The organism is Mycobacterium sp. (assembly GCF_035640695.1).
Lineage (GTDB): Bacteria > Actinomycetota > Actinomycetes > Mycobacteriales > Mycobacteriaceae > Mycobacterium.
The window spans coordinates 1-13,924 of record NZ_DASQVQ010000034.1 but is presented as its reverse complement, the minus strand read 5'-3'; the positions used below and the strand labels follow the sequence as shown (position 1 = coordinate 13,924).

13 protein-coding genes and 2 pseudogenes are annotated in these 13,924 nt (G+C 65.9%); 7 read left to right on the top strand and 8 right to left on the bottom strand.

Annotation, left to right across the window (positions count from 1 at the left end; all coding sequences use genetic code 11):
* The first annotated feature begins 145 nt into the window (after nucleotides 1–145).
* Together VE759_RS04045 and VE759_RS04040 are read left to right on the top strand one after the other, a co-directional pair.
* Complete coding sequence (locus tag VE759_RS04045; protein WP_324928468.1) at nucleotides 146–664, top strand: alpha/beta hydrolase; 519 nt, start codon at nucleotides 146–148, stop codon at nucleotides 662–664.
* 47 nt (nucleotides 665–711) lie between these two features.
* Nucleotides 712–957 (top strand): annotated as a pseudogene (locus VE759_RS04040) (hypothetical protein); the annotation flags it as partial.
* Nucleotides 958–1,245: 288 nt separating this feature from the next.
* Here VE759_RS04040 and speB read toward each other — a convergent pair.
* The 6 genes from speB to VE759_RS04010 form a co-directional block, all read right to left on the bottom strand.
* Entirely contained in the window at nucleotides 1,246–2,241 is a 996-nt protein-coding gene (speB, locus tag VE759_RS04035) for an agmatinase (RefSeq protein ID WP_324928466.1), read from the bottom strand.
* Nucleotides 2,228–3,286: an aromatic ring-hydroxylating dioxygenase subunit alpha gene (locus VE759_RS04030; RefSeq protein ID WP_324928464.1), complete on the bottom strand. Its 1,059-nt coding sequence runs from the start codon at nucleotides 3,284–3,286 to the stop codon at nucleotides 2,228–2,230. The genes speB and VE759_RS04030 overlap by 14 nt, the downstream gene beginning before the upstream one ends.
* Nucleotides 3,283–4,017, bottom strand: a complete 735-nt coding sequence (locus VE759_RS04025) for a helix-turn-helix domain-containing protein (RefSeq protein ID WP_324928462.1) — start codon at nucleotides 4,015–4,017, stop codon at nucleotides 3,283–3,285. The genes VE759_RS04030 and VE759_RS04025 overlap by 4 nt, the downstream gene beginning before the upstream one ends.
* A 63-nt stretch (nucleotides 4,018–4,080) precedes the next feature.
* Nucleotides 4,081–4,800, bottom strand: a complete 720-nt coding sequence (locus tag VE759_RS04020; RefSeq protein WP_324928460.1) for an SDR family NAD(P)-dependent oxidoreductase — start codon at nucleotides 4,798–4,800, stop codon at nucleotides 4,081–4,083.
* The gene (locus tag VE759_RS04015) at nucleotides 4,797–5,507 is read right to left on the bottom strand and encodes an SDR family NAD(P)-dependent oxidoreductase (protein WP_324928458.1); all 711 of its coding nucleotides are present in this window, start codon (nucleotides 5,505–5,507) and stop codon (nucleotides 4,797–4,799) included. The genes VE759_RS04020 and VE759_RS04015 overlap by 4 nt, the downstream gene beginning before the upstream one ends.
* A 1-nt stretch (nucleotide 5,508) precedes the next feature.
* A complete protein-coding gene (locus VE759_RS04010) occupies nucleotides 5,509–6,342 on the bottom strand; it encodes a creatininase (protein ID WP_324928456.1) in 834 nt (277 codons plus the stop codon).
* A 138-nt stretch (nucleotides 6,343–6,480) separates the two neighbouring features.
* Between VE759_RS04010 and VE759_RS04005 the strand changes: the two genes are divergently transcribed.
* The 3 genes from VE759_RS04005 to VE759_RS03995 are packed head-to-tail and all read left to right on the top strand — an operon-like array spanning nucleotide 6,481 to nucleotide 9,847.
* Nucleotides 6,481–7,458 carry a hypothetical protein gene (locus VE759_RS04005; protein ID WP_324928454.1) on the top strand — a complete coding sequence of 326 codons (978 nt, stop codon included), beginning with the start codon at nucleotides 6,481–6,483 and terminating at the stop codon, nucleotides 7,456–7,458.
* 5 nt (nucleotides 7,459–7,463) lie between these two features.
* Nucleotides 7,464–9,062, top strand: coding sequence for an APC family permease (locus VE759_RS04000; protein ID WP_324928452.1), 1,599 nt, complete (start codon nucleotides 7,464–7,466; stop codon nucleotides 9,060–9,062).
* A complete protein-coding gene (locus tag VE759_RS03995; RefSeq protein WP_324928450.1) occupies nucleotides 9,062–9,847 on the top strand; it encodes a hypothetical protein in 786 nt (261 codons plus the stop codon). Before VE759_RS04000 ends, VE759_RS03995 begins: the two co-directional genes overlap by 1 nt.
* Before the next feature lie 161 nt (nucleotides 9,848–10,008).
* Here VE759_RS03995 and VE759_RS03990 read toward each other — a convergent pair whose 3' ends face one another.
* The gene (locus tag VE759_RS03990) at nucleotides 10,009–10,974 is read right to left on the bottom strand and encodes a D-2-hydroxyacid dehydrogenase (protein ID WP_324928449.1); all 966 of its coding nucleotides are present in this window, start codon (nucleotides 10,972–10,974) and stop codon (nucleotides 10,009–10,011) included.
* Nucleotides 10,975–11,381: 407 nt separating this feature from the next.
* On the opposite strand from VE759_RS03990, the pseudogene VE759_RS03985 reads away from it, so the two are divergent.
* Nucleotides 11,382–11,825, top strand: a pseudogene (locus tag VE759_RS03985) (MMPL family transporter); the annotation flags it as partial.
* 11 nt (nucleotides 11,826–11,836) lie between these two features.
* Here the strand turns inward: VE759_RS03985 and VE759_RS03980 are convergent.
* Nucleotides 11,837–12,433: a TetR family transcriptional regulator gene (locus VE759_RS03980; RefSeq protein ID WP_324928447.1), complete on the bottom strand. Its 597-nt coding sequence runs from the start codon at nucleotides 12,431–12,433 to the stop codon at nucleotides 11,837–11,839.
* Between the two features lie 124 nt (nucleotides 12,434–12,557).
* Here VE759_RS03980 and VE759_RS03975 point away from each other — a divergent pair, with 124 nt between their 5' ends.
* Nucleotides 12,558–13,424: an SDR family NAD(P)-dependent oxidoreductase gene (locus VE759_RS03975; protein WP_324928445.1), complete on the top strand. Its 867-nt coding sequence runs from the start codon at nucleotides 12,558–12,560 to the stop codon at nucleotides 13,422–13,424.
* Nucleotides 13,425–13,924: the final 500 nt, after the last annotated feature.

Here is a 13,924-nt window from a genome sequence, read left to right as displayed (position 1 = left end):
TCGTGGCAAAGGAAGAACATCGAATGGCATTGAGCACAGAACCTCGGGGATTCACAGAGGCGCCGGACGGCACCCTGGTGCACTTCGTCGACTTGGACTTGCACGCAGAGGCGTTACGCACAGAAGTGGGCGATCCTGTCGCAGCATGGGGGGCACCATCGCCCTCCAATATGCGTTGGACTATCCCGCTGACTTGAGTCGTCTGGTCGTGCTCGCCTCCTTCGCCGGCTTACCCGAGCAGATGGCCCAGACCGTCGCCGCCCAGAGGGCCTACGTCGAGTCGCACACCCTCCGCGAGATCGCCGAGGAGAGAGTCGGTGCGGCGTTCACCGCCAATGCCGATCAGGACCTGAGGGCCTGGATGGTCGACATGATCGCCGGCGGCGACAAGCAGGGCTACTTAAGCCAGGCGACAACCACCTTCGCCTTCGACGTGCGCGACCGCCTCGACGAGATCACCGTGCCCACCACGATCATCCATGGCGAGAAAGACGCCACCGTGCCTGTCGCCCGCGGCGAGGAACTCGCCAAGGCGATCCGCGGCGCCACCTTGGACGTCATCGCCGGGGAGGGCCACTTTGCCAACGTCCAGGTTCCCGGGAAGGTCAACCCATTGCTTGCCGACGCGCTGGGCGTCCCTGCCGAGCTTGTCCCCCGGCGATAAGCGCACCGACAGATCCACTGCTCGATGAACTCTAGGGAGAATTCGCGATGACGCCCGACGCCGGACACGCGTCCGAGGAAACCGGAAGGCGCAAGGCGCGGCTCGCCGCACGGATCGCCGAGTTATACGCAACTGACGCTCAATTCGCCGCCGCTTGGCCGGACGAGGCCATCAGTGCGGCGGTCGAGGATCCCGGACTGAGCCTCGGGCAGATTGTGCAGACGGTGATGGAGGGCTATGCGGACCGACCCGCGATGGGACAACGGGCAGTAGAGCTGGTCTCCGACCCGGACCGCGCGGTGCCATGCCCGGGTCGCCCGGGCTTTGTCGCCGTTTCCGGCCACGTCGGCATCCCAGTCACGCATCAGCGCCGACACCGCCGAGGTCGCGGCGCGGGCGGCAACTCCAGACAGGTACTGCCCCACTAGGATCCGCAGCAGGTCAGAGTTGGACACTTGCTGTGCGATCAGGGCTGCGCACGCTTGCCGGCGGTGCGCCCGCGCCGCTGCGGCGCGGTCGTCGCGCTTCGCATCGGCATCGTTTGTGGAATCGCTTGGTGGGGGAGTGGCGTCGCGGCCGAGCTAGCACTGATTCACTTGATGAGAGAACGCCCCGATACTTTCGCTATCGGCCACGATCAGGGCGAGTAGGTCGAACACGACCGTCGCAGCAGCCAGCGAGGTGATTTCGGCATGGTCGTACGCCGGGGCGACCTCGACGACGTCTGCGCCGATGACGGGCAGTCCATGAACTAGACGCAGCATGCGCAGAAGCTCGCGGGAGGTCAGCCCGCCACTTTCGGGCGTGCCGGTGCCGGGTGCGAAGGCCGGGTCCAACACATCGATGTCGACGGATATGTAGACGGGTGCGTCAGCGACGCGTTTGCGGACGACGTCGGCCGCGGTCTCGAGACCGAGCACATCGAGGTCAGCGGCTCGGATGGTGCGAAACCCCATGCGGGCGTCCTCATTGAGGTCGATCCGATCGTAGAGCGGTCCGCGGATGCCGACGTGTATCGAGTGGTCTTCAATGAGCAAACCCTCCTCGAACGCGCGCCGCAGCAGCGTTCCGTGGGTCAACGGAGCGTTGAAGTAGGTGTCCCATGTATCAAGGTGGGCATCGAAGTGAATTAGGGCGAGCCGACCGTACTTGGCACGGGCGGCACGCAGATTGGGCAACGTGATGGTGTGGTCGCCGCCGATCGAGATGAGACGGCGCTCGCCGGTGCCCATGATCTCGGTCACGTGACGTTGAATCTGCCCGCAGGCATCGGCGATGTTGAACGGTGTCACGGGGATGTCACCGGCATCCACGACCTGCACCTCGCCCAACGGAGCCACGCCCAATTCGACGTGATACCCCGGCCGCAGCGCTCGTGCCGCCTGGCGCACCCCCATTGGACCGAACCGCGCGCCGGGCCGATATGACGTTCCGCCGTCGAAGGGCACTCCCACGATGGCCACCTGGTAGTCGCTGACCTCGGCGATGTCAGCAATCCGGGCGAAGGTGTACTTGCCGGCGTAGCGGGGCACGATTGTGCCGGGGACTGGGCCCACCGGTGCGTCAGGGCCGGACAATGACGGTGTCGACTTCCGTTGTGGTGAAGGTGGATTCGGGGTTTGCGCTAATGTCGCCGGCCACGCCGGCCTCGCGGATGAATTGGACGAAAGCGCGGCGGGTGGCGAGCGTGTAGCGGTCGGCCTCAACCGACAGCTCGTGGTGCTCGCGGTCGAAGGGGACCTCCGGCGGATCGAGCGTGTCCAGAGTCGGCACATCCTCATGGAGCACCGCCATCTCGCTAGCCAGCGTCGCGGCGGGGTCGTAGGCGGTGTAGTCCGCGGCGGTGCCGGAGACGAGGAAGATGCGGGTCCCGGTCGGGCCTGCCGGAGTGAACGCCTCAATGACGACCCGCTTTCCACCGGCGCCGTGATCCAGCATTACGGTTGCGATACTCGGCGCCACGGCATGGTAGGCGAAACTCAGGTTTTCGACGTCGCGGAACAGCTCCGCGTCGCCATGGGCGGCCGAGTAGCTGCGTGTCATCCATGTCTGATAACCCTCGCGGCGCACTGCGAACCTTGAAACTTGGTGCGGCACTTGGCCCATCGTCCCGCGGTGCACGAACGGGAAGTGGGCGACATCGCGGAAGTTCTCCATCGCCGCCAGGATGCCGGCCTTGACATCAACCGGCTCCCCAGCGGCGTAGGTCATACCTAGCCCTTCGAGTTCGGGCAGATCGGGCGGCCCGGTCAGCGGCTCACCGACACATGTCCAGACCAGGCCGTAGCGCTCGACGACCGGAAACGCCTTGATCACAGCCGCTTTGGGGATCGTCGCCGTGGGTCCGTTGGACGGTATGTAGACGCAGCGGCCATCAGTGCCGCGCCACAGCCAGCCATGGTAGGGGCACTCAATCGAGTCGCCGTCGACCTCGCCGAGGTGCAGCGCTCCGCCACGGTGCAGGCACCGGTCGGACAGCACGCGCGGTTGACCGTCGGCCGTGCGGAACACCACCAGCCGGCGGCCGAGCAGGTTCGCCTGGCGCGGGTGGTCCACGTCGACGCTGCGGGCGACCGGGTACCAGCCGCGGCGCAACGCCACGGCGCGCATCTCGGCGGTCATCGAGGCGTCGCGGCCGACGCGGGCACCGGCGTGACGTCGCCGTGGGCCGCCGCCTCGGCGATGAGCTTCGGCAACGTCACCGGGTCACGCAGCAAGCCCCGCACCAGCATTGCCGCCAGCTCGGTCGCGACGTGTTCACGCGAATACGTCCGGTGCCGGAACGGACTCGCGCTGCCCGGGGCGTGCGCGGCGGAGTTGCGGTACCGGCGCTGCACGCCTTCTTCTGCGGCGCAGATGTTCAGCGCCGCGAACTCCGCGTCACAGTCGACGAACTCGCCGCACGCGATGCCGTCGCCGATGATCGTGGCCATGTGCCGGTGCAACGCGGCGGTGTCAGCCCAGAACTCGACGAAGACGTCCGGCTGCTGCTCGGCCAGCACCTCCACCTCGCAGATGTCGACTGGCGACGAGCACAGTTCGAGGATGTCCAGCTGCAGCAGCCGCAGCAGCCGCACAGCTGGTGAGCCGGCCGCCGCCACCATCTGCTCAGCGAAGGCTAGCGAGACCCGGTTCAATGCCAGCAGACCGAGCAGGATGTCTTCTTTCTGGCGGAACCAGTAGTACAGCGACGACTGGCCCAGCCCGCACTCGCGCGCAATCTCGGTCATGGTCGTCTTGAGGTAACCGCGCACACGGAACAACCGTGCGGCCACCACGAGGATGTAGCCACGCCGATCGGTATCCACCTCGGAAACGACGCCGGCCGCGGCCGCTTCAGTGTTGTGCGCCATAGCCATTCCGTTCGTCGAGCGGCCGCCACTGTGGGATGCCGCTTCTGGTTTGTCGCGATCGTCTCACGACATCAACATCCCTCCATTGATCTGGACGCACTCCCCGGTGATAGATCGCGACCGGGCAAGGAATACGACCACATCGGCCACCTCGGCGGGCTGAACCAACCGGCCCGTCGGCATGGCCGCCGTGTAGTGATGGTGCAGCTGTGTCAGCGTCACGCCAAAAAACTCGGCGTCGCGGTTGAGTTGATCGGTGTCGGTAGGGCCGGGAGCGATTGCGTTCACCCGGATCGCCGGCGCGAGCTCGCGAGCCAGCGAGCGCGTCATTCCCAGCAGCCCGGCCTTGCTCGCCGCGTAGGCGCTAAAGCCGGCCTCGCCGCGCAGTGCGGAGATGCTGCTGAGGTTGATGATTTGTCCGCCGTTGCCCCCTAGCGCGGCAGCGGCAGCCTGGGTCAGCCACAGCGGGGCGCTCAAGTTCACCTCGATGTCGCGCCACCACAGCGGCATCGACGCGACGGTTGGCTCGGCCAGGGTCATCGTGGCTGCGTTGTTGACCAACAGGTCCAATCGTCCGAACCGGGCCAGCACGGCGTCCACGACGGCGCGGCTGGAGTCGCGCCCGCGCAGGTCGGCCGGAATCGTCGCCGCCGCATCGGCGACGTCGCCGGTCTCGGGCAGATCGGTGGCGGCGACAGTCCAGTCAGCGTCGGCAAGCGCGGTCACGATCGCCCGTCCGATGCCCCCGGCGGCTCCGCTTATCAGTGCCACTTGTCCGTTCACTGGATCACCACGCCGCCGTTGGGGGAGATCACCTGGCCGGTACACCACGTCCACTCCGCGACGTCGGCGATGGCGCGGGCCAGTTCCTCAGGGGCGCCGAACCTGTCGAGGGGGATGCTGTGCCGGTAGTCGTCGTCCCGCCACCGCCCGGTGAGCATCTCGGTATCCGTCGGGCCCGGGCAAATGATGTTGACGCGTACCTGATCCGGGCCGTACTCACGGGCCACCGAACGGGCCAGACCGATCATCGCCGACTTCGCCGCTACGTAGGGCACATGGTTCTCGTCTCCGAGTAGGGCAAGTTCAGAGGAGATGCACACGATTGAGCCGCTGCGGCGATCGCGCATTCTCGGTCCGACCGCGGCGATTACGTTGACACAGCCGCCCAGGATGACCTCCAGACTGCGGTGCCACAACTGCGGCGTCACATCTTTCAAGGCCACGTCGACGTCGAAACCCGCGCAGGCGACGGCGATTTCGATCGGGCCAAGGTCGGACTCCACCGCGGCGACCATTGCCTCGACCGCCGACACGTCGGCGACGTCGGCTTCATAGGCGATGCCGCCGATGTCGCCGGCGACCTGTTTGGCTTCGGTCTCACGACCGAGGTGGTCGACTGCGACGTGGTATCCACGGGCGGCCAGCGCATAGGCGGTGGCACGGCCGATTCCGCTTGCGGCCCCGGTCACCACGGCGGCACGGGGCACCTCAGCGCTCCTCGGCCGCGCTGAGGAGCATCGAGGCGCGCTCGACGGCCGGGAATTCCGCGTCCAGAATGGCCACGATGTGCTCGACGATCCGGTCGGCGAGCAGTTCACCCTTGGCCGCGCTGGCCTGCGTGGCCGACGCCAGCACACCGGTGGGTGTCGACATCCTCGGGTCGATCGGCAGCACGTCCCAGGCGACGTGGCGCGCCGGGGCGTCGTCGACGATGCGGTCCATCCGCACGGTCGCCGGGCGCAGGTATTCGAACAGCGAGGTCTCGATGACCGCGGCGTGCTCGAGGGCCAGGCCCGGGAAGCCGTCGGGAAACAGCACGTCAAGATCGGCGGGTTCGAACTCGGGCATACCATTCTCGACGACGACGATCTTCACGTCGGAGCAGCGCCCGGACACCAGATACGCCGGCTCGTAGACGAAGTTGGCGTTCTCGTAATGCCAGCTGTAGAGCACGATCCGGCGGAATCCGGTGCGGATGAGTTCGTCAAGCAGGTCTTCGATCATGGCGATGAACGTCGTGGCGCGCAGCGACAACGTGCCCGGAAACTGCTGGCCCCCGCCGCTGGCCGGCCGCGATCGGTAGCCCAGCCGCAGCGGCGGCCCCACGATGAACGGGCGCCTGGCCGCGGCCAGGCGTAACAGCGCCTGGGGGACCACCCAGTCGGCGCTGACCGGCAGGTGCGGGCCATGTTGCTCGGTCGAGCCCACTGCAATCACGACGGGGGCGCCGGCGGCGGCCGCGGCTGCGATCTCCGGCCAGGTCATCCACTCGTACTCGAGAGTGCCCGCGCCGAGTGCCGGACTCATCAGGTCGTCGTTCACCGCCGCCTCCACGTTGCCCGGACCGATCCGCCAAATCGATAGTGTATCGATTGCGGTCGTCGGTCACCGCCTAATTGATAGCACGCGTGGCGGCCGAGGACATTTTCGATACTTTATCGACACGGGCATTTATCACCCATGAAACAACCGGCCCATACGTTCGTCGGGGTGCGCATGTACTTCTGCAGCGACATCCACGGCAGTGAGCGGTGCTGGAAGAAGTTCCTGGCCACCCCGAAGCACTACGAATGCGACACGATCGTGATCGGCGGCGACATCACCGGAAAGTTCATCGTGCCGGTGATCGAGTACAAGCGGGGCAGCTACAAGGCGCGGTTCGCGGGCATCGAGCGCAAGGTTAGCTCGGGACGCGCTTTGGACGAGCTGCTCGCGATGATCGCCGACGCCGGCGAGTATGTGTTCCTCACCACCCCCGACGAGTACGAGAGCTACGCCGGGGACGCGGACAAGACCGACGAGTTGTTTCGCCGACTCATCCTCGCGCGGGTCGAGCGCTGGATCGACATGGCCGAGGACCGCCTTCGCGGTACCGGGGTGCGGGTGCTGATCAGCGGCGGAAACGACGACTACTTCGAAGTCGACGACATGCTGGCCTGCTCCAGCCTGATCGAGGACCCCAACGGCACCGTCATCGACCTCGACGGCGGCTTTTCGATCATGGGCATGGGCTACGGCAACATCACGCCGTGGGCTTGCCCGCGCGACGTGTCAGAGGAGGATCTCGGCCGCCGCATCGACGAGGTGATGACCGGGGTCGCCGAGCCGGGCAAGACCATCATGAACCTGCACGTGCCGCCACATGCCTCCGGGCTCGACTACGCACCCGAGCTTGACGAGGACCTCCGCGCCGTCGTGACCGCAGGCGGCCCGCGCATGGTGCCAGTCGGCAGCACCGCCACCCGAGACGCCATCACGGCTTACCAGCCCATGCTCGGCCTGCACGGGCACATCCATGAATCGCGGGGAGTGCGGGAACTGGCCGGGGTACCGATCGCGAATCCCGGCAGCGAATACAGCGAAGGCATCCTGGGCGGCCTAATCGTTGAGCTCGACAAGCAGCACGGCGTTGTCAACACACACCTGGTAAGGGGCTGATCCGCATGACTGCGACAGACAGCGTCAAACTCGGGGTTCCCGGTGCGCCGGGGGTGTTCACCCGGGCCAGCTCGGGGCTGGTGCGGCAGGTGCGCACCGATGACGTGATGTTCTACGGCTGGCAGCAGATCGCGCTGGGCTACATCATCTTCATTGTCGCGGCGTGGCAGTTCTATCCAGGCGCGTCGATGGAGCTGGCAACCCTGATTGCCACGGTGGCCGGGCTGTTCATCGCGGGCTGTTATGCGCTGCTGAGCATGGTCTACCCGCGCTCGGGCGGCGACTACGTGTTCATGTCGCGCATCCTGCATCCGGTCGCCGGCCTGGTCCTCAGCATGTCGCTGGTCTTCTGGCAGTTGTTCTATACCGGGGTCAACGGGGCGTTCTTGTCGAAGTTCGGCATCGCGCCGATGCTCAGCTCGTTAGGGCTGCAGGAGCACAACGCGGCCTTGGTCAGCGCCGGCAACTGGTTCGCTGGCAACTGGGGGTTGTTCCTCGGCGGCGTGCTGGTGATCGGCGTCTTTTCGGTCGTGCAGTACCGCGGCGCCGGGCTGTATTTCAAGTTTCAGCGCTGGGCCAGCTACGTCACGGTGGGCAGTCTGCTCGTCACGTTCATCACGTTGGCCCTCGCCGCGACCGGTGTGCTGGACTTTCACCACAACTTCGACGCGATCGCCGGGCCGGGCGCCTACGACAACGTCATCGCCGCCGCCGGGGACTCCGCCCATCCGTTCAGCCTGAACCAGAGCGCCTTCTTCTCGGCGTGGCCGGCGTTCTCGCTGTGGTTCGCGGTGTTGTCGGTGAGCTTCGCGGGTGAGGTCAAGGACGGGCAGCGCAGTCAGCTGCGGGGCATGACGCTGGCCATCGCGACGATGGGCGCGGCGATGATCCTGCTGATGTTCCTGTACCGCATGGCGTTCGGCAGTGCGTTCATGCTGGCCTCGACGGAGGTGCCACGGGCCAAGTTCCCGCTCGACGCAGCCCCGTATGTGAACCTGTACACCGGTATCGCCGGAGGCAATCCGGCGCTCACCGTGGTGAACAGCCTCTGGGTGCTATCGCTGCTGTTCTTCGTCGGCGCCACCACAATGATCGTCTCGACCCGCAGCATGCTGGCGTGGTCGCTGGACGGGATGGCGCCAAAATGGTTCTCGGCGGTGTCGGCAAAGTTCCACACCCCCACCTTCGCCCTGGCCCTCGCGGCTGGGATCGCTTTTATCTGGGTTTGCCTCTACTCGTTTACCAGCTCGGTCCTGGTGCTCGGCGGCTTCCTGGGCCAGTGCATCCCCTTCATGGGCGTCTGTCTGGCGGCGATCGTTTTCCCGTTCCGGCGCCGGCGCGAGTTCGAGTCGTCGCCGATCGCCTATCGCGTCGGCAGGGTTCCGCTGATCTCCGTGATTGGCGTGATCGCGCTGGTCTGCGTGGTGTTTGTGTTCTACCGGTTGCTCATCGACGCCGCCTATGGCGCCAACAACCACCTCTCGGAAGTCATGACGGTGGCCGTCACGGTGTTCGCCCTCACCTGGTATCTGGGTTTCCGGCTCTACCGCGCCCGTCAAGGCGCCGACCTCAAGGGGCGGTTCAGCGAGATCCCGGTCGAGTAGTGGACGACACCGAAGCCGCGACCCTGTCGCGGGCGCAACGCATCCCGGGCGAGGCCACCCGCCTGGTGAAAACCGCCGCGCAGCAGTCGCTGCTGCTGCGCATCACCGGCTCGGTGGCGGTACATCTGCACTGCCCAGCACACAACGAGTTGATGCATGAGCTGGGCCGGCGGCCGTTTTACGACATCGACTTCTGGGCGCGCGACCGGGACCACCGGCGCATCGACGGGTTCTTCAGCGCGCAGGGTTATCTCGCCGACCCGGCGGCGCGCGGGCTGCGGGAGTGGGGAATCAAGCGCCAGATCTTCGCCCACCCCGACACCGGCATCAAGATCGACGTGTTCATGGACACCCTGGTGATGGCGCACTCGATCAGGTTCGCCGACCGGCTGGAGCTGGCCGATCCGTGCATCACTCTCGCCGACCTTGTGTTGTCGAAGCTGCAGATACACGAGGTGACTACCAACGACCTGATCGACTTGACGGTGCTGCTCGGCGAACACGGCCTCGGCAGACACGCGGCCGGCGAGATCGACCTGCAGCGCATCGTCGACGTGCTCTGCGACGACTGGGGGTTCTGGTATTCGGCCGACCTGAACCTGAGCGTGCTGTCCGCGTGGCTGCAGCGATGCGACTTGGACCCGGGGCTGGGGGCGCGGGTGGAAACCCAGATCAACACCCTGCGGGCCCACGTCGCCAAGGCGCCCAAGTCCCGCCGCTGGCGGATGCGGGCCAAGATCGGCCCCCGCATGCGGTGGTATCAGCAGGTCGAGGAAGTCAGCTGACGGGCCTGCCGACCCGGCGCTCAGCGCCATCCACTCGGGTCTGCCTCGGGGCCGTTCGACCCATCACGGCTGGTGCTGACTGGCGCTTGGGCGACGCCGACTTCACCACGACCTACCCGCCAACCCGGCCGACCGTGGAAGTCTCTTGACAACGAACGTGCTCAGCCCGGCACGTAGCCGACAGCCGGGTCGACGACGTTACGCAATGGCTCCCCGCGCAGCCACCGCGCGAGGTTGTCGACGAAAACCGTCATCATGTCAATCTCAAAGCCGGCGTAATCACCAGACATGTGCGGCGACACCAGCACGTTGGGTAACGACCACAGCGGCGAGTGCACCGGCAGCGGCTCGACCTCGAACACGTCCAGCGCGGCACCGGCGATCGTCCCGGCTCGCAGCGCATCAACCAGGTCGGACTCGACGATCGTCGGCCCGCGCCCGACATTGACGACGAATCCGCATGGTCCCAGTGCGGCCAACACGTCGGCCCCGATCAGCGCGGTGGTGGCCGGCGTGAGCGGCACAGCGAGGATCAGCAGTTCGACGTCGGCAGCGATCGTGACCAGATCGTCGGAGCTCCCGATGGTCCCGAACAGCGGGTCGTCGTCCGCGGTACGGCCAACCAGCGTGACGAGGACATCGAGACGGGCAAGGCGATCGGCGATGGCTCGGCCGATCGAGCCGGTACCCACCACCGCGGCCCGAGTGCCGGCCAACCGCCCGGTGATGCGGTGGCGCCAGGTGCTCGTGCGTTGCTGCGTCCATGTCTCACGCAGCCCCTTGACGTGCGCGAGCACCGCCGCGATGACCCACTCGGCGATCGCAGTATCGAACACACCCCTCGAGTTGGTCAGGGTGACAGACCCCAGCTCGGGGCAGATCAGCCGGTTAACCCCAACCGAGGCGGCGTGCACCCAGACCAGCTCGTCGGTGCGGCGCAGCAGCGGGGCCAGGTCGGCGAAGCGGTGGTCCCAGATGTACAGAACCGACGCGCGGGCCAATTGCGCGTCCGTGGGAGTCGATGCGACCCCGACCACGTCGACGTCCGCGGGGATGAGGTGCAGCGGGGCGGGCGGCACGTCCGGGTCGGGGTCGGCGAGGACGAGGACACGGGGTCGACTTGGCACGGCTCTCCATTCAGCGGGCAATTGACTATCTATTCGATATTGTATCGAAATATGAGCATTTGGCAGGGTGAGAGGCAGTGATTGCAGTTCCCAGTGAATTATCTGGCCTTGCACCGGCAGACGTTAGGGCCGCGTCGTCTCGGCGGCGCATTGCCACACGCCATACGGCACGCCCCTCTCGGCGCTGCTGACCAAGCTCGAGCCGATGTCCCACGAGTCGTGCGTTCTGATGGCGGCGGCTGAATTTGACGAGCACCTCGCCAGGCCACCCGAGAGCCGTGCCTGTCGCGGCATGTCCGGCGGGGCATTCTCCGCAGCGGCTCTCCGCGGGTGCTATCGAGGCCATGAAGGCCGCCGTCGAACGCCTCGACCAGACACTGCACAGGAGAAACTGCACGAGTCCCGCGAACATCGCCGGTTTCGGCATCGAATGGATCGTGCTACCGCTGTCGGTCGCGATCCTGTTGGCGGTCGGATCCGACTACAACCTGCTCGTGGTGTCCAGGCTCAAAGAGGAGATCCACGCCGGCCTGAACACCGGAATCATGCGCGGCATCGGCGCTACCGGTGGTGTCGTCACGGCGGCCGGCATGGTGTTCGCCTTCACCATGGCCTCAATGATCGTCAGCAACCTGCGGGTGGTCGGACAACTCGGCACAACCATCGGCCTAGGCCTGCTTGTCGACACCTTCATCGTGCGGTCCTTCATGACCCCTTCGATCGCCGCTGCACTGGGACGCTGGTTCTGGTGGCCGCTGAATACCTTTCGCACAAATAACGCCAACGACCCCGAGCCGGAATCGGAGCAGGATCCGGACACCGCGCCCACACCACAACTGACCACCGTGTGAGACCCACCGCGTCAGCTCGCGCGTTTCGCCATACCGTCGAGGAGCGCGGTAAGTATCCGGGTCAGGCGCGGTTCGATCTCGAGGATGGCATGCGCCAGTCGGGGGTCGCTGCGGTAGAGCGCGGCGACCGCCGGGCCCGGCGTCGCGATATGCCAGAACGTACCCGCGACGCTGGTAGCGGTCGCGACGACGTCGACGGCATCCTGCTCGGTGAGCGAAGGCAGCACCGCGCGGATGGCCGAGACCAGGCGGTCGACCTCAGCCAGCGTGCTGAGCTTGTACTCGCGCACCGCATCGAGGGAAACGTTGCGTTCGAGGTGCAGGGGCGTCTGGGCCAGCAGATCACAGAAGAGCCCGCGAGCGGCCAGCGTGCCCGCGATGGCCGCTGCGATATCCGCGGTCTGCTGGGCGACGAGCATGCCGAGATCACGGCAGAGGGCCGCTGACCACTCCTGCCACGCTTCCGCGGCCAGACGCAAGAAGATCTCCTCGCGGGTCTCGAAGTACCGCAACATCGCCGATTTGTGCATCGCTACCGCAGCCGCGATATCCGTCAGCGTGACCCCGCTGACACCGTTCTCGGCGGCAAGCGATCGCGCCGCCGTCAAGATCGCGGTCTGCCGTTGGTGTTTGGCTCCCGGCGAGCGCGCCCGCTGAAACTCCACCCGCGTCATCCCCCCACAATAACACAACAGGGTTGCGGTATTTATAAAACCGTGTTTCACTAAGGGCATGTCGAAAACATGGTTCATTACTGGTTCCTCCCGAGGTTTCGGGCGCGCCCTGGTTACGGCGGTCCTGCGCGACGGCGGCCTGGTCGCGGCGACTGCTCGACGCCCCGAGCAGCTTGATGACCTGGTTGCCGAGTTCGGCGACCGGGTACATCCGATCCGACTCGATGTCACCGACCCCGACGCGGTGGCGACCGCGATCAGCGAGGCCCGACAGCGCTTTGGTCGGCTGGACGTGGTCGTCAACAACGCCGGCTACGCCAACGTGGCGCCTATCGAAACTGGAGACGACGCCGACTTCCGCGCCCAGTTCGAGACCAACTTCTGGGGTGTCTACCACGTCTCCAAGGCGGTTATCCCGGTCCTGCGCGATCAGGGCGGCGGGCTGATCATCCAGTTCTCGTCGATGGGCGGCCGCGTCGGAGGTTCGCCGGGAATCGCGTCCTATCAGGCCGCCAAGTTCGCCATCGACGGTTTCAGCCGGGTGCTGCGCGCCGAGACCGCGCCGTTCGGCATCAAGGTGCTCGTCGTAGAGCCCAGCGGCTTCGCCACCGACTGGGCGGGCTCATCGATGGCGGTGCACGAGATACCTGAAATCTATTCCGGCACGGTGGGATCGATGGACCGGCTGCGCCAGGCAGACGCCGTGGTGGCCGGCGACCCCGACCGCGCGGCGCAGATTCTCGTCCAAATCGCCTGCCGCACTGACATTCCTGAGCACCTGCCGTTGGGCGTCAACGCCGCTGAATCGAGCATCGCCGCAGACCGTAAGCTCCTCGATGACGACGTGGCTTGGCGGCTGGTGAGTCGGTCGGCCGACTACGGCCAGCCGTATCCGGTCCCCTTCCCGCCGGATTCGGCAGCCTAATACCGTGTGAACCCACCTTCGCTCGATATATTCGAAGCTGCCGGCGAACTGAACTGAGTGAATGTGGCGGCGATGCGGTGATCGGTGCGTGGCTGGGCTTCGCGGTGGGGCTTTTCGTCGTGACGAGCACCCTGCTTAGTGTTGTGGGCACGCTGGTGGTGCCGCGGGGTGTTAATTCGCCGATACGCGCACGGTCGACCGAGCCCTGGATGCTGGGTTCCTCCAACTGAGCAAGCGGGTCCGGTACCCTGCACTGTTGCATGTCAGAACATCGCCATATGAAACCAAATTTGAGAACCGACAGGGGGTTCGGAGGAGTGTCGGTTCTCAAAATTGTGGGTTCTCATCTGAAGTGTCAGTTCTCATTTGAAATGTCACCGAAATGTCATAAGGGACATTTAGTTGAGACGGGTCCGTTGGTCCGCACGGAATGGGTCACGAATTGTGACAATCCGCGGATGCTCTGCTGAGCAGTTGGGACGCGGCGTAGCAGCGGGTGA

Excerpts from the sequence above, each read along its gene's own strand:
- VE759_RS04045 (WP_324928468.1), top strand. The coding sequence starts at position 146 with ATGGGGGGCACCATCGCCCTCCAATATGCGTTGGACTATCCCGCTGAC.
- VE759_RS04030 (WP_324928464.1), bottom strand. The coding sequence starts at position 3,286 with ATGACCGCCGAGATGCGCGCCGTGGCGTTGCGCCGCGGCTGGTACCCG.
- VE759_RS04025 (WP_324928462.1), bottom strand. The coding sequence starts at position 4,017 with ATGGCGCACAACACTGAAGCGGCCGCGGCCGGCGTCGTTTCCGAGGTG.
- VE759_RS04005 (WP_324928454.1), top strand. The coding sequence starts at position 6,481 with ATGAAACAACCGGCCCATACGTTCGTCGGGGTGCGCATGTACTTCTGC.
- VE759_RS04000 (WP_324928452.1), top strand. The coding sequence starts at position 7,464 with ATGACTGCGACAGACAGCGTCAAACTCGGGGTTCCCGGTGCGCCGGGG.
- VE759_RS03975 (WP_324928445.1), top strand. The coding sequence starts at position 12,558 with ATGTCGAAAACATGGTTCATTACTGGTTCCTCCCGAGGTTTCGGGCGC.